Below are 15,558 nucleotides of genomic sequence, written 5' to 3' on the forward strand. Positions count from 1 at the left end.
ATTATTTTTAGTACATTTGTACTATATTAACAATTGTTTTTTTATGACTATAGATATTATTGGAGCAGGAATAGGAGGATTAACTACTGCAATTGCACTTCAACAGAAAGGTATTGAAACAAGAATTTTTGAGCAAGCTGAGAATATAAAACCTGTCGGAGCGGGGATTATTCTAGCCAATAATGCAATGCAAGTGTATGAAAAATTAGGATTAAGAAAAGTAATTGAAGATAATGGAAATTACATTTCTACAATGAACATTACTAAGACAAATCTAAATCCTATTTCTAAAGTTGATTTATCCTTTTTCGAGAAAAAACATAAAGTAAAGAATATTGCAATTCATCGAGGTACATTACAACAAATTTTAATTAATGAATTAAAATCTAATGATGTAAATTTAAATCATTGTCTAAAAAGGGTAAAATCAAATGATAATGGATATTCACTAACGTTTGAAAATGGAAAGCAAATTCAATCTGCTACACTCATTGGTGCAGACGGACTAAAATCAGTTGTGCGACAACATTTGTTTCCAGATACTATAATAAGAAATGCTAAGCAAATTTGCTGGAGAGGAGTAACAGACTTTAAACTTCCTAATACATACAAAAACGAACTAAATGAAGCTTGGGGAAAAACAGATCGATTCGGATTTGTTCAAATAGCAGAGCATAAAGTGTATTGGTATGCCTTGAAATCATTCAAAAATGACAAAAATGAATTTTCTGTACATGATATTGAAAAGTACTTTGATAAGTACAATTCGGTTATTAAAAGTATAATTTCTTCAACTAAAAAAGAACAAATAAATACAGCAGAAATATCAGATTTAAAACCGACTAGTTTTTGGTATAAGGAAAAGGTTTGTCTTATTGGTGATGCAGCGCATGCAATGACTCCAAATATGGGACAAGGAGCATGCCAGGCAATAGAAGATGCTTATATTCTATCAGAGTGTTTACATAAATATGAAGTGGATCAAGCTTTTGCAACCTTTCAAAAGTTAAGACTTCCTAAAGCACATCAAGTAGTAAAGGCAAGTTGGATGCTCGGGAAAATTGCACATTTATCAAATCCAATTTTAATCGGAATTCGAAACCAATTGATGAGAATGACACCTTCTTCATTCAATAGAAAACAATCTGAACACATCTTTCAAATCCCAAACTTATGATTATGATACTATCTATAATTTTGTGTTTAATCTTTATAGTACTAGGAGGCTTTCATTTCTACTGGCTTTTTGGAGGTGTATGGGGATTAAAAAAAGTTATTCCTACAAAAGACAATGAAAAAAATATGCTGGCGATTCCTAAATTTGCAACCTTACTAGTAGGACTTATATTAGTTTTATTTGGGGTGGCTTATCTGATAAAATCCGGACTTATAAATATTATGATCTCAAATTGGATAACAATTTATGGATACTGGTTTATTCCTTCTGTTTTTATCTTACGGGCCATAGGAGAGTTTAAGTATGTTGGCTTTTTCAAGAGAATAAAGAATACCGAATTCTCGAAAGCAGATTCAAAAATATTTTCTCCATTATGCCTGGTAATTGGAGTAATCGGGATATTAATTCAACTTATAAAATGAAAAATACAGATATAAAAAAGTCCTCCTTCACTGATCCAATGTGTCGGAGGACTTTAACAATCAAAAACTATTTTTAGTTACAGGTACCTATGGTTTTCCACCAGTGTTCTCCACTACCTGGGGTTACCCATATTGGTCCCGATTGAGCTTCGTATAATGTACCTTGATATACTACTTTGTCTCCCACATTATATACTGTTGGATATGCTTCCCAATTTGCAATACCACTACAAGAACCACCATTACCACCACCAGAAGAAGTAATCGTAATAGATACTGAAGCCGATGTAGTTGTTGCATTAGCATTATCTGTAGCAATAGCACTTAGGGTATAATTTCCTACAGAAGCATTATTCCAGGAATAGCTATAAGGGCTTGTTGTGTCTTCTCCGAGCTTAGTAGTTCCTTGAAAGAATTCAACCTTCGTAATTGTTCCATCAGTATCAGAAGCATTTGCTGTAATATTGATAGATTGTCCTTCGGTTACAGATTGATTATTTGTAGGAGATGTAATAGATACAGATGGAGATTGATTGTTTCCTCCCCCGTTACCATTACAATCCTGAACGAATTCCCATGGTAGTCCATCTCCTGCATTTGATGATGGATTATCATTTTTGGTCCACCATTTTGCACGATATAATTTATTGTTATAGACAACCTCCTGTCCCGTGTTATAAGTAGCAGAGGCATTCCAGGGAGCAGATTCACAGCCTGATCCACCGCCTCCGCCGCCATCGCCAGTGTATGGAGATTCTGGATAGTTTTCTGCATTTGCTATAGCCTGAGATTGTGATGTACCATTTAGTACCTGGCTTGCAACATGAAGATATCCATATGCCGATGAAGTCGTATTACCCAGTAATAATTGCCATATCATAACTCCATCATTAGAGGTATTATTTACAGCAATATGATTAGATAGTTCTGCTACGTTTTGATAAGTATATTCATAATACGGTCCCCAAGGCTCATTAGGATAATGAACTCCGGCTGCAATAGAAAACCCATACTGGCTTGAATAATGTTTATAGGCATCATACATGATTTTTCTGTTACTGGCAGCTCCTGTATTATATCCTTGATATGCAATAAGATCGATTTTATCACCAACAGCCTCCATTACAGGGATCATATGCCCGGTAGTAGCAAAACCAAATAAGCTAATGGCTTGATTAGGAGAAGTTGCATTAAATAGGTTGGTATCAGACTCTCCTGTTACTGTGTTTCTTTTACTATAAGCAAAAGGAGAGGAGGGATCATCATTATTTGCGCCACCTAAGGCTCCAACACCAGCAGGAGCACAAGCTAATAGGTATTGTCCTTTTGGCATAATGGCTCTCGAATTTGTAAAGAAATCGATAAAGCGTTGTACATTTATAGGATCACCTATAGTAGCAAAACTACCATTAGGTTCAAAATCCCAATCAATACCTTCGAATCCCATATCATCTACAAGATCTTTGATCTGTTGATAATTGATGTCATAGGCTGCATCTGTACCCCAGTACGTTTCTCCACCTACAGATAGAATAACTTTGATTCCTTTTGATTTTAGCGCTGCAACAGATTCTTTTAAAGTATCCCCTCCATAAGGAGTTTGAATACCTGTATTGGTAATATCTAAAGAACCTTTTTGATACCGAAGATTAGGCTTTGCAAAAGCCAAAAAAACGTGAGTGATGTGCTCTGGAATATCTCTTAGTTTAGATCCTTGCCCAGGCCCAGCCCAGCTTTCGGACCAGGAAGGGAAATACCCTAAGACAATAGGTTCTGTGAGTGCTGTTTTGTCTGTTAGATTTGCTTCAGAATTTTGAACCTCTGCGGCCCCTTCTTCTAAAAAATTTTCATTCGTACAGGAAAATAAGAATACCTGTATGAGTAAGACGACTGATAATCTTTTAAGTAATTTCATTGTGTATTAAATTAAGAGTTTGTGAATATTTAGAGGTTATTATACAGCTAATGAAAAATCATGTTTTCGTTTATTTCTTTATAATCAACCTCAGAAGCTTTTCTGTATTTAAGTTCTACAGTATTCCAATCTGTAGCCCAACCTTTTGCTATATTGTTTAGATACACTATTTTTAATTTATGCTTTCCCTTTTGTAATGCGATCGAACTTTCTTTAGGGTGTTTTTTTAATGGAGTTTTATAATCAATAACAAGTTGATTTCCTATCCAAACCTGATCCTGAGTACTAGAAAAATAATATACTCCGTCTTCTGGGATATCAACATAACCATCAAGAAAAACAGCTTTGAAGTTATTCTTATTCACTTCATGACCCCAATGGTAAGTGGTATTAGCATCTTTAATTTTTTGAACTACAGAAGTATGCACTTTTGTAGTATCCTTAATATCATTGATACTTTTAAAATCCCCTTTTATCTCTTTCATGATAAGCCCTTGAGATAGTTTTGCTGTATTAGAAGCAGCAATAGGATTTTCTTTTGTGATGTTCAATTTTCGAATACTACTCATTTTTCCATTTTTCAATATGGAGGCAATTCGTAGTTCTGCATTTTCCTTAAAATGCAAGGGTTCGGTATATGCTGTACTAGATGCATTTGGATCTGTTCCATCTGTAGTGTATACCATTTTAACCGGATGTGTGGTGGTAAAAGGAATGCTTACACTATCAATAAATGCAATTTTATTTGAAGTAGGCCCCTCAGGAAGAGGAATATGATAATTGGCATGATGATATTCTAGTACATCATAAACAGTATTCAATCTATTTAAGAAATCATCGAATTTTTTATTTTCTTTTTGCGACCATGTAGTTTCAGCCAATGCTATAATACGTGGGTATAACAGGTATTCAATTGTTTTGTCTTCATAAGCATATTCTGTCCATACATTTCCCTGTGCACCCAAAATATGTTTCTTTTTATCGTCTTTAATTTCTTTTGGTATTGGATCGTAGTGATATACTTTTTCTAGTGGGATATACCCCCCAAAGGCTAATGGTTCTGCTTTAAAGTCACCCTGATAAAAGTTAAAATAACAATATTTTGCAGGAGTCATGATGACATCATGTCCTTTGTTAGCAGCTTTGATTCCTCCTTCTTCTCCCTGCCATGACATAATATTGGTCGTAGGAGTAATGCCACCTTCCAGGATTTCATCCCAGCCAATCATTTTTTTATCAAATTTTGATAAGATTTTTTCTACACGAGCCATAAAATAGCTTTGGATCTCTTTTTCATCTTTTAAGCCTTCGCGTTTTTTCAACTCTCGGCATTCTAAAGAGTTTTTCCATTGATCTTTAGGCACTTCATCTCCTCCCATATGATAATATTCATAAGGAAAGAGGGTCGCTAGTTCCTGGATTACATCTTCTATAAAAGTGTAAGTTTCTTCTTTTCCTGCACAAAGAATACTGGATTCTACACCCCATAGATTTCTTACTTCATATTTTTCTTTACTACAAGAAAGTTCGGGGTATCCAGCTAAAATGGCTATAGCATGTCCCGGTGTGTCAAATTCTGGAATTACATCAATAAACCTTTCTTTGGCATATTGTACAACTTCTTTTATTTCTTCCTGGGTATAAAATCCTTGATGAAACGAACCATCTGCATTTTTTCTTTTAGAGCCAATCTCTGTAAGCTTAGGATATTTTTTGATTTCAATTCTCCACCCCTGATCATCAGTGAGATGCCAATGAAATTTGTTGATTTTGAAAAGTGATAATACATCAAGTTGTTTTTTGATAAAGTCGATAGAGAAAAAATGCCTTGAAACATCCAGATGCATCCCTCGCCAACCGAAACGAGGTTTGTCTTCTATATTTAGAGCCTGGATTTTAATAGGGAGGTGCATTTGATTTTTGAGATTAGCATCATATAACGGAAGAAGTTGCATAAAAGTCTGCATGCCATAATACAATCCTTGATCAGTTTTAGCTTTTATTTTTACTTCATCTTTTGATATAGATAAACGATATTCTTCTTCACCAAAATCTAGAGTACTTTCTTTGATTAATTGAATATTGTTTTTGGTGCTGCTCTCACTACGTATTGAAAAAGAATGACCTGTAAAAGCTTTGATTTTTTCGATAAAAAAACTGGCAATAACCTCTGAAGATGTGTCATTACATTGAAAAGTAGTTTTTTTGTTGATCTCGAAGTATCCTTGTTTTGTTTCTACTTTGAAAGGTATGGGGGTAATACTCAAAGATCGATTAACAGGAAATGATGAATCAGGACTTTTACAGGCCATGAAAATTAAAAAAAAGATGGGTATAATTCGTAAACTCATTACTGACTTGTTTTTTGAGAAATTCTTTGTGTGATCATGCGATTAACTAAATGGTCTATAGGCTTTTTTACAAAACCCTTAACCCGATAACCACGGTCATCTAATAATTTTTTTATAATGTCTTGCGAGTAGTAGGCTACCGAACCTACAAAGTGTATAGGGTATTTGGATAATTCTTCTTTATACTGGAAAAGGTAAGTACTTATAAATTTTGAAATACCATGATGTAAAATTTCTTCTAGATAAACATTTCCCCGATTTCTAAAAATGAACTTAGCATAAGAGGCTAAATACTTATTTGGGTGATCAGCACAATATAACTCATCAAGAATTTGATTAAGCTCGGTAGTATAATCATTCTTAAATAATGAGGCCGTATCTGATGGCATTTTGCCTAGAAAATAATCTTTAATTAATTTTTTTCCCAAATAGTTACCACTTCCTTCATCTGCTAACAGGTATCCTAAAGCAGGAGATTTTTGAATAACGTTTATTCCATCAAAATAGCAGCAATTTGCTCCTGTTCCCAAAATGCATACTACACTTGGTTTTTCTGTAGTAGCTTTTACAGCTCCAATAATATCTTCTTCTATAACAATAGATGTTGCATTTTTGAACATAGATTGTAGTACGAGAGCTATTTTTTTCTTAGCATCAGCCTCGCCGCACCCTGCTCCATAAAAGTAAATCTTATGAATAAGATCTCTTTTTTGTAGTATTGTATCTGCTTTTTGAACAATATTTATGATAGCATCGTCAGAAAGTAAAAGAGGGTTTATACCATCGGTTTTAGTTTTATGAACGAGTTCCCCATCATTTTTAACAAGAACCCAATCACATTTAGTAGAACCACTATCTGCAAATAATATCATTAGTCATTAGTTTATTTATCATTTATGTATTGTCTTATTGTTGGTGCATAGCGAAGAGATTCTTTTTAAAAGCAACTTTCCCTCAATACATGAGGGAAGGTTGTTTTTTTGCAAAAATTTATCTAACAAACAAAGCATTAATTTTTAAAATAAATATCTCTTAAAAGCTTCTATAGCCTCATAATCTGCGAGACCAAGCTTATCATATAATATCGCTGTATTTCTATTTCTTTCACGAGCTCTTAACCAAAACTCTCTAGAATCCTCTCCTTGAAACATCACCCTGTCTTTTTGAGATTGGTGATATAAAATGGCATTAGTTTTTTTGGATACTTCGTGTGGACTTAGAGGTACAGCCATTTCAATTTCAGAAACATCCCATTCTTGCCAGGCACCTCTATATAACCATACCCAACAATCATTCATGAAGCTTTTACTTTTTAGGTTGTCAACAGCCTCAAAAATAGCATCTAGACAAACTTTATGAGTTCCATGAGGATCGGCAAGATCACCTGCTGCATATATTTGATGCGGTTTTATTTTTTCGATAATATCTGCTGTAAGGGCTACATCTTTTTCTCCTAGAGGATTTTTTCTAATTCTTCCGGTTTCATAAAAAGGAAGATCGAGAAAATGAACTTTATCATCATCTAATCCAAAATAACGAGTAGCTCCCAAAGATTCCATTCTTCGAATTAATCCTTTAATTAAACGAACTTCTGGGATATCAATATCACCTTGATTTTTTGATTTAAGAAATGCAATAACCTTCCTAAAAGTATCTTCATCTTTACCAGGATGAACACTATTGGCTACCTCAGAAAATTTTAAGGCTTCATCATCTGTAACGGCTATATTACCCGAAGTCTGATAAGCAACATGTACATCATGCCCTTGATCGATTAATCTTAAGAATGTTCCTCCCATTGATATAACATCATCATCTGGGTGAGGGCTAAAAATTAAAACCCTCTTTTTTGCAGGTAGAGCTCTCTCGGGCCTGTTGGTATCATCTGCATTTGGTTTTCCTCCTGGCCAACCTGTAATGGTATGCTGAAGTTTATTAAAAATCTTAATGTTTAAATCATAAGACGACCCTTCGACTGCCAAAAGACCAGACATTCCATTATCATTATAATCTTTATCTGTAAGTTTTAAGACAGGTTTATTAAGTTCTTGACTCAACCAGGTTACCGCTTTAAACTTTAATTGTTCTTTCCAGATACATTGATCTACAAGCCATGGTGTTTTGATTCGTGTAAGTTCAGAAGCTGCTTCAGAATCAAGGATGATCGTAGTATTTTTATGTTCTTGTAAAAAAGATGCGGGGATGTTGGATGTTATTTCACCTTCTATGGTTTGTTTTACTACTGTAGCCTTTTTATGTCCCCAGGCTAATAGTAACACCCTTCTGGATTTCATTATGGTACTTATTCCCATAGTAACCGCTTTTTTAGGAACATTTTCTAAACCATTAAAATCAGAAGAAGCATCAGTTCTGGTGATGTGATCTAATGTAATGATTCGTGTTCCCGAATTGGGATGCGATCCAGGCTCGTTAAAGCCGATGTGTCCTGTTCTACCAATTCCTAAGAGTTGAAAATCTAATCCACCATACTTTTTGATCTTCATTTCATAATCAATGCAGTACTGATCCATTTCTGTAACAGGAATGGTGCCATCGGGGATATTGATGTTTTCTGGGTTAATATCTATATGATCAAATAAGTGTTGATGCATAAAATGATAATAACTTTGTTGGTGACCCGTATCCATAGGATAATATTCATCCAGATTAAAAGTAACTACATTTGAAAAGCTTAACTCTCCAGAACGATGTAGGCTCACCAATTCTTCATATACTTTTATAGGTGAAGAACCTGTAGCCAGACCGAGTACACAAGGTTTTCCTTCTTCTTGTTTTTGTTTAATTAGTGTTGCAATTTCGTGGGCAACAAGTTTTGAAGCTGTCGAAGAATCGGGGAATATTTCATTATGAATCTTCTCAAACTTCGTTTTTTCAAACTGTCCTACCTGTTTATATTCAATTTCCTGGATCATTTTTCCTCAAGAGTTTGATATTTTTATTGTTTTTATTTATTTCAAGGCTTTTGATGAAAAGAGATGGAGTCGAGAGAGTATACTCTATCCATCTCTTTCATCAGTAATTATTTGGCTAACTCAAATTAAAAATTTCCGCCAGGAACATCCCACCATAGTCGGGTTCCTCCATTATCAGGACCACTAAGAAGTGTTACTGCTTGCGCTACTCCTTGGGGGTTAGTACTTCGTTGACTATCTGGGAAAGGTAATCTTCTTACCTGAATATCAGTATCTACCGTACCTCCACTATTATTAGCTACCGAAGGGAATATTTTTGGATATCCTGTTCTTCTAAACTCACTCCATGCTTCTTGTCCATCAGGGAACATAGCGATCCATTTTTGAGTAATAATTCGCTCTAGTTTTTCTTCATTTGTTGCTCCGCCATCCCAGGCTATAGTAATCGTACTTAATGCAGGAGTACTATGAGAACCAACAGGGTCAACATAATCAATAGGTGTAGAGGCATTATCAGCAATGTAGGTCGATGCTCCAGCAGCGCCGTGTTGCTCAAAAGAAGTTGTGATTCCCATTTCATAATTTGATTGCGCATCACCGGCACCAGCCCATCCTCTTAAGGCAGCTTCTGCCTTTAAGAAATATGCTTCTGCAGCAGTCATTAATTGGATATCTGTAGTTGGAGTTTTATCAATTATATAAGAATTTCCTAATCTAGAAAAACCAACATAATCGTCTTTTTGATCAATATCATCTGTATATCCATCTAATAATGGTAATCCACTTCTTAATCCTTTTAGAGATCCAGGTGTTACAGTAGATTCTTCAAATAAAACAGGACCTCTGGCATCATTATAACCAACTAGTATAGACTCCATAGAAGCGTTCATACGAACGTCATTCCACTCAGAATTAAAAACAGTTAATGGATGTTTTGCTCCTCCTTTAATAATAAAATTATCAGCATTAGTTTCTAAAAGCCCTGCACCAAGCGCTAGTGATTTTTCTCCTTCAGTTTTTGCCTTAGCAGCATCTGCTTTCGAAATTCTAATAGCTAAACGTAATCGAAGTGTATTAGCAAATTTTATCCATTGTGCATAATTTCCACCATATACAAGATCAAAGTTAGTGAATTGTTCATTGGTTGGATCTGTAGATAAAGTGGCGATTGCTTCGTCAAGTTCGATAAAAAATTGGTTGTATACTTCTTGTTGAGTATCATATTCTGGAAAAGATGCTCCGGGTACTCCAAATTTTGAATATACAATCGGGCCATATACATCTGTTACTCTATGCATACCTTCAACTCTTAGTATTTTTGCAATAGCATAGATTAATGGAAATTTTTCTTCTCCACGTTCTTTAACTAACGAAGCATTTTGCATAACTCCTGTAGAAGAATATGGGATGTCCCAGGCCCATCGATCCCAAAAATCAATAAAACCATAATTCGTTGTGTTTACACCTCCTGCAAATGGTCTTGGTGGGGCCATATATCCACTAAAGGTATCTGCATTTAGATTATGTTGTAACTGTGTATGCCATGCAGGATCATACCTGTATAGGTTTAAAAAGATAGGATTAAATGGTCCACCTACATTAATAAAATCGGCTTCACTTTGTGCATCCGTTAATCCATTAGGATCTGTATTTAATGCTTCGAAATCGTCTGTACATGAGAGTACAAATACCGAGATAAAAGCAGTAATGATTATTTTTTTAAATATATTTTTCATGATATTCTATTCCTTTTAATTAAAATGATAAGCCAACATTCAAACCGATACTTCTGGTAGATGGCGATCCGAATACATCAACACCCTGAAGTCCGTTTCCTGTACTTAAAGATATATTGGGGTCATATGGAGCGTCTTTATAAAAGAAAAATAAATTTCTACCTACTAAAGAAGTATTGATCGAATTAAAGAAACTATTCTCTCCAAGATTAAAATTATATCCTATAGATAACTCTGCTAATCGGATATTAGTAGCATCATATAGATATTCACCACTAAATTTATCTCTTCCTCCAATTGCCTGATGGTATTCTGTAGCTGGTATTGTAGTTTCTGAACCAGTAGCTTCATCAAAAATTCGCACGCTACCTGTTCTGTCTAATGTTCCGAAACCATCAACGATAGCTTCAGTAAGACTCATTACTTCTCCACCAAATTTTCCATCAACTAAAAAGGATAATGTTACATTTTTATAAGTAAAAGAATTATTCCATCCTAAAGAAAAATCAGGGTTGGCATTTCCTAATAAATCAAAACCTCCTCTGGTGTTTGCATCGGGTGCCGCCTGAGTAAAGTTACCATCTGCATTTCGAATTGGCAATCCATTTGCATTTCTGTTAAGTCGTTTACCGTAAATGTCACCAAAAGATCCACCTTCTGCAATTAATAAAGCATAAGAGTTAACACTTATTGGAGTTAGTTCTAGAAAATCTCTATCTAATCTAGAGTCTAATTCCTTAATAGTATTTTTATTACTAGCTAGATTTACAGTTGTATTCCAGGAAAAATTCTCAGTTTGTATTGGGTCTGCAGTAATAGAAACTTCAATACCTTTATTTTCAAAATCTCCTGCGTTGATAGCAAATTGATCTGCTGTTTGACCATTAGCATTTGTTTGACCACTAGCAGACTGGATTGTCATAAATTGATCTATAGTATTGGTTTTGTAATATCCAATTTCAAACCCTAAACGGTTATTAAAGAATTGCCATTCTGTACCGATTTCAAAAGATCTTTGAGTTTCTGGTTTTAGCTCTGTAAGTGGTCTTACCGTAGGACGGTTTAACCCGCCAGGACCAGTACCAATAGTATTTATTGGATTATTGGCGAAACTTTGTATGTCATTACCTACCTCTGCATAAGAAGCTCTTACTTTTGCAAAAGAAATTACTTCAGGTAATTCAAACATTTCAGAAACAACTCCCGTAATACCAAAAGATGGATAGAAGAAAGAGTCTGAAACAGTTGAAGACCAGTCGTTTCTAGCTGTTACATCTAAGTATAACATATCTTTGAAACCTAGTGTAGTACTAGCAAATAGAGATTGTACTTCTTTTTGCTCTGCTTGAGTTTCTTTTAATATTGGATTAACTCCTACTGTACCAACTACAAAATTAGAAAGCGTAAAGATGTTTGGTATTTTTAAATTACCTCCTACACCAGAATCTAATAAGGTGCTTTCGCCTAAATCTGATTTTCTGATACTAGTACCGATATTAGCAGTTAAATTAAAACTGTCTGAAAGAGGAGTATTAATTGTAGCTATGATATCACTATAGATCTGAGTATCCTCTACATCATTTAATAAATAACGACCATTTGATGCAGATAACGTTCCATCGGTGGTTGCATGAATTCTTCTTTCAAATTTATAAAAGTTTTTATCATAACTTCCTCTGGTTTGAACAGTTAACCAATCATTAAACCTGTATTTTAAAGAAACAGATGCCAAAACTTTTTGATTTTGATCATCACTGGCATTTCTGTTGAGTATCCAATATGGGTTTTGTTCGATATCAGAAGTTCCTCTAAACCAACGTTGCGCCATTAAGTTTCTGTCTACATTAAATTCTTCAAAGACTCTATAGCTACTTAAAGTTTCTGTATCCGAATTAAATGCTGTTGCTCCTACTAATGGATTATAATATAAACCAGAAACAGGCTTATTGTGTATTTTTTGAGTTGAAAGCAAGATGTTTGCATCAACAGTTAACTTGTTATCAAATAGTTTAGCTGTTTCTCTAATATTAAGTGTATGCTTTTTTACATTATGAGTAGGAAGTACTCCTGAAGCTTGTGTATTTGCATAAGAGAAATAAGTTTGAGCAGTTTCTGTTCCTCCCGATACTGACAATGAATTAATTGCAGTTGTTCCTGTTTCTAAAAAGTCATCTATGTTTTTTTCTGTACGATCATTATAATCAAGTAAATAAGCAGCGTTATCTACTGTGAAACTAGAAGATACATTTGTTCTAAAGCTTCCTGATTTACCTTTCTTAGTCGTAATTAATATCACACCATTAGATCCCTGGCTACCATATAAAGCCGAAGCCGAAGCTCCTTTTAGAACACTAATACTTGCAATATCATCTGGATTGATCAAGGATAGAGCATCCCCACCATCTCTATTTCCTGCATTTTCTATATCACCAAATGTACTATTAGGTTGAATAGCAGAATTATTTAATAAAGGAATACCATCTACAACGTATAATGGTTGGTTATTTCTGGTAGAAGTATTACCTCGTAAAGTTACTTTTACCGATCCACCAACACCAGAAGCACTTCTGTTTACAACAAGACCAGATACTTTACCCGAAAGACTGTTGATAGGGTTGGCATCTTTGATTTTTGTTAGCTCATCAGATTTAATATCCTGAGCTGCATAAGTAAGTGATTTCCTGGTTTTCTGAATCCCCAGTGCAGTTACTACTACATCTTCTAATTGTTCAGCATCTTCTTGTAATTGAACATTTATTACTGTTTCACTACCTACAGTAATTTCTTTATCTGACATTCCTAAATAAGAAAATTGAATTACATCTCCTGTCGCTGCAGTGATTGTGTAATTTCCGTCAAAATCGGTCTGTACTCCATTTGTAGTTCCCTTTACAATAATATTAACTCCAGGTAGTGGTACACCATCTGAAGCTCCCGTTACTGTCCCCGTTATTTGGGTTCCCTGCCCAAAACTCAGAAAAGAAAAAAATAATAGAGTGGTTAGGGTTAAAATCTTTTGTTTCATATTAATATGTGTTTTTTGAATGATCTCAAAGTAGTATTTTAATTTTTTAACAAAATTTTTTTTAGACCAACGACATGGTTTTAATAACAATCGACATACATTGATAGATAACGGTTTTTTTGAAATTTGATATTCTCATTTTTTTTGCTTTTCTCTATAAATAGCCTTACATTTTTCAAAAATTTATGTTAAAAAAGTGATTTTAACGGGTATTATTTAGTGATTTTTTTAAAAAAGGAGGGATAACGTGCAAAGGACTATTAAACGAAAATACCATTTGTATTTTTGGATTATTTATTTTTTATTTAATGTAATTCGATGGGGGAGTTATTTTAATGATTATTGGTATTCATTAAAATCAAACCTTGTAGAATTTCCACTACACATCATATTAGTTTATTTTAATATATATTATTTGGTCCCTAAGTTCATATTCAAAAAAAAGTATGTGCATTATGTACTTTTCTTATGCATGTCTCTTGGAGTTCATTATATATTAAGATCAGGTTTAAACCTATTATTGGTTACCGAAGATATCTGGCCCGAAGTAGAAGGACGACTGGATCCATTTGGGTTTAATCATATTGTAGCAGTAGCTATAGGAGAATTGTATGTTGTAGGACTAACCTCTGCAATAAAGTATACGGTCGATTTTTTGATTATGCAAAATAAAAATAGAGACCTAAGTGAGTTGCAATATAAAACAGAGTTAAAATATTTAAAAGCACAGATACAACCTCATTTCTTTTTTAATACACTTAATAGTTTATATGCATTAACAATAAAAAAATCGGATTTAGCACCTAATCTTGTATTAAAACTATCTAACTTTATGAGATATGTGATTTATGATACCAGTAAAAAAAAACTCCCTCTTTTGCAAGAGATTGATCATATCGATAATTATATAGAACTCGAAAAAATGCGTTATGGTGATCGAGTTGATTCTAGAGTTGATATAAATGGTAATATCGATGATGTTAAAGTAGTTCCCATGCTGTTTTTGCCATTTATTGAGAATGCTTTTAAGCATGGACTTAGGAATAATGATAGAATGGAGTTATTAATCTCTTTTGAAAGATTTGAAAATGAACTGATATTTATATCCAAAAATAATTATGAAGATGAATCCGAAACTAAAAGACTTAATGGAATTGGAATAAAAAATGTAAAAAGAAGATTAGAAATACTTTACCCAAAAAAATATACATTAAACATAGCACAAAAAAATAATGAGTATTCGATTTTGCTTAAAATCCCTATATAATGATTATTAAATGTATCATAATTGATGATGAGCCCCTGGCAATTGAAGTTATTGAATCTTTTTTAAAAGAATTTAAGAACATTCAGATCGTTGATACTTTTAAAAATCCGATAGAGGCATTATCTATATTAGAACAAGGAGATATTGACGCTGTATTTTTAGATATTAACATGCCTAGAATGAATGGCTTAGAATTTTTAAAAAGCTTGCAGGAGTATCCCCAGATTATTATTACCACTGCATATAAAGAATATGCATTAGAAAGTTATGAGCTAGAAGTTCTCGATTATCTGGTAAAACCTATTTCTTTTAATCGATTTCTGAAATCTATAAATAAATTAACGGCAAGACTTATAGCCATAAAGAAACATGAACCTTCTATGGATTTGGTTCAACCAGCTCATATTTTCTTAAAAGTAGATAAGAAATTGGTGAAAATTTTATTAACCGATATCCTTTTTATAGAAAGTCTTAAAGATTATATCCGGGTAAGTACACTCGAAGATACGTTTATGTCTCATAAATCTTTAACAAGTATTAGTGAAGAACTTCCTTCAGAAAATTTTATAAGGATTCATAAATCGTATACCATAGCTATAGATAAAGTTAAATCTATAGAAGGAAACCTTGTCGAGGTGGGAGAAAAAAGAATTCCTATAGGGAGGAATTACGCGGCTCATGCCAAACAACGAATATTAAAAAACAAATCAAATTTATTAAAATAAAACTCAG

10 protein-coding genes are annotated in these 15,558 nt (G+C 33.7%); 4 read left to right on the forward strand and 6 right to left on the reverse strand.

What is annotated here, in order from left to right; translation table 11 throughout:
* Positions 1 to 43 precede the first annotated feature (43 nt).
* Positions 44 to 1,177, forward strand: a complete 1,134-nt coding sequence (locus tag DK441_RS19220; protein WP_109852116.1) for an FAD-dependent monooxygenase — start codon at positions 44 to 46, stop codon at positions 1,175 to 1,177.
* A 2-nt stretch (positions 1,178 to 1,179) separates the two neighbouring features.
* Positions 1,180 to 1,599, forward strand: a complete 420-nt coding sequence (locus DK441_RS19225; RefSeq protein WP_109853573.1) for a DUF3995 domain-containing protein — start codon at positions 1,180 to 1,182, stop codon at positions 1,597 to 1,599.
* Positions 1,600 to 1,672: 73 nt separating this feature from the next.
* Here the strand turns inward: DK441_RS19225 and DK441_RS19230 are convergent, their stop codons facing one another.
* From DK441_RS19230 to DK441_RS19255, 6 genes are all read right to left on the reverse strand, one after another.
* On the reverse strand, positions 1,673 to 3,514 hold the full coding sequence (locus tag DK441_RS19230; protein WP_109852117.1) for an Ig-like domain-containing protein: 1,842 nt from the start codon (positions 3,512 to 3,514) through the stop codon (positions 1,673 to 1,675).
* 47 nt (positions 3,515 to 3,561) lie between these two features.
* Positions 3,562 to 5,865, reverse strand: coding sequence for a family 20 glycosylhydrolase (locus DK441_RS19235; protein WP_109852118.1), 2,304 nt, complete (start codon positions 5,863 to 5,865; stop codon positions 3,562 to 3,564).
* The gene (locus DK441_RS19240; protein ID WP_109852119.1) at positions 5,865 to 6,737 is read right to left on the reverse strand and encodes an N-acetylglucosamine kinase; all 873 of its coding nucleotides are present in this window, start codon (positions 6,735 to 6,737) and stop codon (positions 5,865 to 5,867) included. Before DK441_RS19240 ends, DK441_RS19235 begins: the two co-directional genes overlap by 1 nt.
* 144 nt (positions 6,738 to 6,881) lie before the next feature.
* On the reverse strand, positions 6,882 to 8,798 hold the full coding sequence (nagB, locus tag DK441_RS19245) for a glucosamine-6-phosphate deaminase (protein WP_109852120.1): 1,917 nt from the start codon (positions 8,796 to 8,798) through the stop codon (positions 6,882 to 6,884).
* Positions 8,799 to 8,923: 125 nt separating this feature from the next.
* Entirely contained in the window at positions 8,924 to 10,534 is a 1,611-nt protein-coding gene (locus tag DK441_RS19250) for a RagB/SusD family nutrient uptake outer membrane protein (RefSeq protein WP_109852121.1), read from the reverse strand.
* Between the two features lie 19 nt (positions 10,535 to 10,553).
* On the reverse strand, positions 10,554 to 13,559 hold the full coding sequence (locus DK441_RS19255) for a carboxypeptidase-like regulatory domain-containing protein (RefSeq protein WP_109852122.1): 3,006 nt from the start codon (positions 13,557 to 13,559) through the stop codon (positions 10,554 to 10,556).
* Positions 13,560 to 14,007: 448 nt separating this feature from the next.
* Here DK441_RS19255 and DK441_RS19260 point away from each other — a divergent pair, with 448 nt between their 5' ends.
* A complete protein-coding gene (locus DK441_RS19260; RefSeq protein WP_235015791.1) occupies positions 14,008 to 14,826 on the forward strand; it encodes a sensor histidine kinase in 819 nt (272 codons plus the stop codon).
* On the forward strand, positions 14,826 to 15,551 hold the full coding sequence (locus DK441_RS19265) for a LytTR family DNA-binding domain-containing protein (RefSeq protein ID WP_025666393.1): 726 nt from the start codon (positions 14,826 to 14,828) through the stop codon (positions 15,549 to 15,551). The genes DK441_RS19260 and DK441_RS19265 overlap by 1 nt, the downstream gene beginning before the upstream one ends.
* Positions 15,552 to 15,558: the final 7 nt, after the last annotated feature.

The organism is Aquimarina sp. AU58, assembly GCF_900312745.1.
In the GTDB taxonomy this organism is placed as follows: domain Bacteria; phylum Bacteroidota; class Bacteroidia; order Flavobacteriales; family Flavobacteriaceae; genus Aquimarina; species Aquimarina spinulae.